Genomic DNA, 3987 nt, shown 5'->3' on the forward strand with positions numbered 1-3987 from the left:
GTAGTAGAGCGCCCTCTTTCCAAGAGGGAGGCGCAGTGGGGGGGGGGGGGGGGGGGGGGGGGGGGGGGGGGGGGGGGGGGGGGGGGGGGGGGGGGGGGGGGGGGGGGGGGGGGGGGGGGGGGGGGGGGGGGGGGGGGGGGGGGGGGGGGGGGGGGGGGGAGTGGGCGACTTGCCAGAGGGGGCGGGTGATCGGATAGAGTCAAGGCACGCCGCGAGGGGAACCCCGAAAGGGGGGAACCGGCAAGCGTGCGGGTGTAGCTCAGTAGTAGAGCGCCCTCTTTCCAAGAGGGAGGCGCAGTGTGCGATCCCTGTCACCCGCTCTCCGTTACGTACTGCCGGTCGGAAACGATCAGGTAGAGTAGTGGTCGCGCCGCTCGGTGAAAGCCGGGTGGAGGCATGCGGACGTAGCTCAGTTGGTAGAGCGCAACCTTGCCAAGGTTGAGGTCGCGAGTTCGAGCCTCGTCGTCCGCTCAGCGCAGTAAGGGCCCCGGTCTCGGACCGGGGCCCTTTCGCGTGGTTCCCGCCCCGACTCGCCCCGACGCGGTGCCGGCCCCCTCGTCATGGTGCCCGTCCCGTCGTTCGCAGCATCAGTCCCGTCGGTCCCCTCGGCTCCGCATGACATTCGTCATCAGCACCCATGACGGCCCGCACTCGTTTCCGGCCCGTGCCGGCGGGAGTCTGAGGACATGGACGCGATAGAGGTCGAAGGGCTGAGGCGCCGCTACGAGGCGGCGGGCGGGGGCACGTCGGGCAGCGGGTTCGAGGCTGTGCGTGGCGTGTCGTTCTCTGTACGCGAGGGGGAGATATTCGCGCTGCTGGGCACCAACGGGGCGGGCAAGACCTCCACGGTGGAGGTGCTGGAGGGGCTGGCGAGGCCGACGGCGGGCACGGTGCGGGTGCTGGGGTTCGACCCGTTCACGCAGCGCGCCTACGTACGGCCGCGCACGGGCGTCATGTTGCAGGAGGGCGGCTTCCCCTCGGAGCTGACGGTCGTCGAGACGGCGACGATGTGGGCGGGGGTCACCAGTGAGGCCCGGCCGCCGCGCGAGGTGCTCGAACTGGTCGGGCTGGGCAAGCGGTGCGACGTCCGCGTCAAGCAGCTGTCGGGTGGTGAACGGCGGCGGCTGGACCTCGCGTTGGCGCTGATCGGGCGCCCGGAGGTGCTTTTTCTGGACGAGCCGACGACCGGCATGGACCCCGAAGGGCGCCGGGACATGGCCGCTTTGGTGCGTGAGCTGCGCGCCGAGGGCACGACGGTGCTGCTGACGACGCACTACCTGGAAGAGGCCGAGCAGTTGGCCGACCGGCTGGCGATCATGCAGGCCGGTCAGGTCGTGGCGGCGGGGACGACGGAGCAGGTGGTGGCGGAGCGGCCGTCGCGGATCTCGTTCCGGCTGCCGGAGCACGTGCAGGCCAGGCAGCTTCCGCTGAGTGTTCCGGCGGCCGTGGAGGGGCGCAGGGTCTCGGTGCGCACGCACGATCTCCAGCCGGTGCTGACGGATCTGCTTTTGTGGGCGCGGGAGACGGGTGTGCGCCTGGAGAGCCTGCAGGCGCGGTCCGCGTCGCTGGAGGAGGCGTTCTTGGAGATCGCCCAGGCGGGCAACCGGCCGCAGGACGGCGGCGGGGACACGAGCACACACGCGAGCACGGTGACGGTTACGGGGGCCAGGGCATGAGTACGACGAGCGCGACGACGACCAACCCGCTGAAGCCGGCCGGCGGCCGGGCGAGCACGCTCTCGCCGCGTCGCATACGGGCGCTGGCGCGCGCGGAGCTGACGCTGCTGGTGCGCAACAGGACGTCGCTCTTCGTGGCGCTGCTGCTGCCCGTGGTGCTGACGTTCTCGACGAAGACGGCCGCCGACCAGGCCGATCTGTCCGGCACGGGCCTGTCGGTGGGCACGGCCGTGCTGCCGGGGACGGTCGGGATGGTGCTGCTGTTCGCCGTCTACAGCAATCTCATAGGCGTCTACGTCGCCCGCCGCGAGGAGCTGGTGCTCAAGCGGCTGCGTACGGGCGAGGCCACCGACCTGGAGATCCTCGGCGCCGCCGCGCTGCCCTCCGTGGCCATCGGTGTCCTCCAGTCGGCCGTGCTGCTGATCGGTGGGGCGCTGCTGCTCGACGTGGGGATACCGTCCCGTCCCGACCTGCTGGTGGCCGGTCTGCTCCTCGGCACGCTGATGATGGTCACGCTGGCCGCCGCTTCCGCCGCCCTCACCCGCACCGCGGAGCTGGCCCAGCTCACGCCGATGCCGCTGATGCTGGCGACGTTCGCGGGGTCGGGGCTGTTCGTTCCACTCGAGGTCTTCCCCGACACGCTCGCCGAGGTGTGCCGCTGGCTTCCGATGACCCCGGTGACGGATCTGCTGCGGGGTGCCTGGACGGAGCAGATGAGCGGCATGGAGACGCTGCGGGCGCTGGCGGTCGCCGTCGGCTGGACCGCGCTGGGCGGCTACGCGCTGCGCAAGCGCTTCCGCTGGGAGCCGCGACGCTGAGTCGGCGGGTCGGCGGCGCCTGAGCCCCGGTGGTGGACGCCGGGGCCGGGCCCGTGGTGGCACGTACCGTGTGAGGACCGTAGGCGAGGCGGAACGGGGACAGGAGGCGGTCGTCGATGCTCCGCTGGGGTCGGCAGAAGCGGCACGACTGGCAGAAGCGCAGCAGACTGGCGCAGGTCGAGGCGTCGACGCGCTGGCTGCTGCTGTTGACGCCGGCCATCTACTACCTGGGGGGCATGCCCGGGTTCTTCGCCGACATCTCCCGCGACCGGCTGCCGATGTCGCTCGGCGTCGCGGTGGCCGTGCTGGCGCTCGTGCAGGGCGGCCTGAGCGTGCGCGGGCTGCGGGTCGCCATGGAGTGCTATCTGGGTGGGGACGAGGCGCCGCGCCGCCTGCTGGCCGCCGGTCTGGCCGTCTTCGCCCTCCAGACGGCTGTGCTCGTGGTGATGGTCGTCCACGGCTGGGCGGGGGATGCGGCCGGTCCCGCGTTGGCGCTGTTCGCGGTCGTGCCGAGCCTTTCGGGGCTGTACGCGCTGACGGTGCCGCGGCAGCGTGCGGTGGCCGTCCCGCTGGTGGTCAGCGCCCTGGTGCTGGCCGCCTTCGCACTGGCGGGCATGGCGTGGCCGAGCCTGGCGGGCACCTTCCTCGTGCTGGTGTTCGCCAGCGTGTGCGGGGCGTTCTCGCTGCGGGGCACGGCCTGGTATCTCGCCGTGATGCGGGAGCTCGACGAGGCCAGGGAGGCGCAGTCGCGGCTCGCCGTCGCGGAGGAGCGGCTGCGCTTCAGCCGCGATCTGCACGACGTGATGGGCCGCAATCTGTCGGTGATCGCGCTCAAGAGCGAGCTGGCCACCCAGCTGGCTCGGCGGGGCGCCGACTCGGCCATCGAGCAGATGCTCCAGGTGCAGCGGCTGGCCCGCGAGTCGCAGACCGAGGTGCGGGAGGTCGTACGCGGCTATCGGGAGGCCGGGCTGGCGACCGAGCTCGCCGGTGCGCGCGGCGTTCTGCGGGCCGCCGGGGTGGACTGCCGCGTCGAGTCCACGGCGCCGGAGATGGGCCGCAGTGTGCAGTCCGCGCTCGGCTGGGTCGTCAGGGAAGGCGCCACCAACGTCCTGCGGCACGCGGACGCCGCCCGCTGCCTGATCCGGCTGACGACGGGGGCGCCGGGCACGGTGGCTCTGCTGATGGAGAACGACGGTGCCGAGCCGGGCGCCGCCGACCGCGGTTCGGGGCTCACCGGCCTCGCCGAACGCCTCGCCGCCCTCGGCGGCACGCTGGCACAGACCCGCGCGGACGCCGCGGGTGTCTTCCGGCTGCTCGCCGAGGTCCCCCTGCACGCGGAGGACTCCCTGAACGCCGAGGATGCCCGGGTGGCCCCCGCGGACGGCACGGCCGCAGGCCAGGAGGCCACCGCTGAGCCGTCCGGCTTCACCGAGCACCCCCCAGGCGGGGGCGGCTCCCGTCCCCCGGGCGAGGGGGACTCCCGTCCCCCAGGC

At 73.2% G+C, this 3987-nt stretch carries 3 protein-coding genes and 2 tRNA genes; all 5 read left to right on the forward strand.

Annotated features, from left to right (window positions below; all coding sequences use genetic code 11):
• Window positions 1-248: 248 nt before the first annotated feature.
• Window positions 249-320 (forward strand) — tRNA-Gly (locus AB8Z75_RS32145).
• A 78-nt stretch (window positions 321-398) separates the two neighbouring features.
• A tRNA-Gly gene (locus AB8Z75_RS32150) sits at window positions 399-471 on the forward strand.
• 215 nt (window positions 472-686) lie between these two features.
• Window positions 687-1676, forward strand: a complete 990-nt coding sequence (locus tag AB8Z75_RS32155; protein ID WP_369208223.1) for an ABC transporter ATP-binding protein — start codon at window positions 687-689, stop codon at window positions 1674-1676.
• Window positions 1673-2494, forward strand: coding sequence for an ABC transporter permease (locus AB8Z75_RS32160; RefSeq protein WP_369208225.1), 822 nt, complete (start codon window positions 1673-1675; stop codon window positions 2492-2494). The genes AB8Z75_RS32155 and AB8Z75_RS32160 overlap by 4 nt, the downstream gene beginning before the upstream one ends.
• A gap of 116 nt (window positions 2495-2610) precedes the next feature.
• The coding region (locus AB8Z75_RS32165) for a sensor histidine kinase (protein WP_369208227.1) at window positions 2611-3987 on the forward strand (1377 nt) is incomplete at its 3' end.

It is taken from the genome of Streptomyces sp. PU-14G (assembly GCF_041028275.1).
Classification (GTDB): domain Bacteria; phylum Actinomycetota; class Actinomycetes; order Streptomycetales; family Streptomycetaceae; genus Streptomyces.

What these genes read in the sequence shown, in the direction of transcription:
- AB8Z75_RS32160 (WP_369208225.1), top strand. Translation starts at nt 1,673, where the DNA reads ATGAGTACGACGAGCGCGACGACGACCAACCCGCTGAAGCCGGCCGGC.
- AB8Z75_RS32155 (WP_369208223.1), top strand. Translation starts at nt 687, where the DNA reads ATGGACGCGATAGAGGTCGAAGGGCTGAGGCGCCGCTACGAGGCGGCG.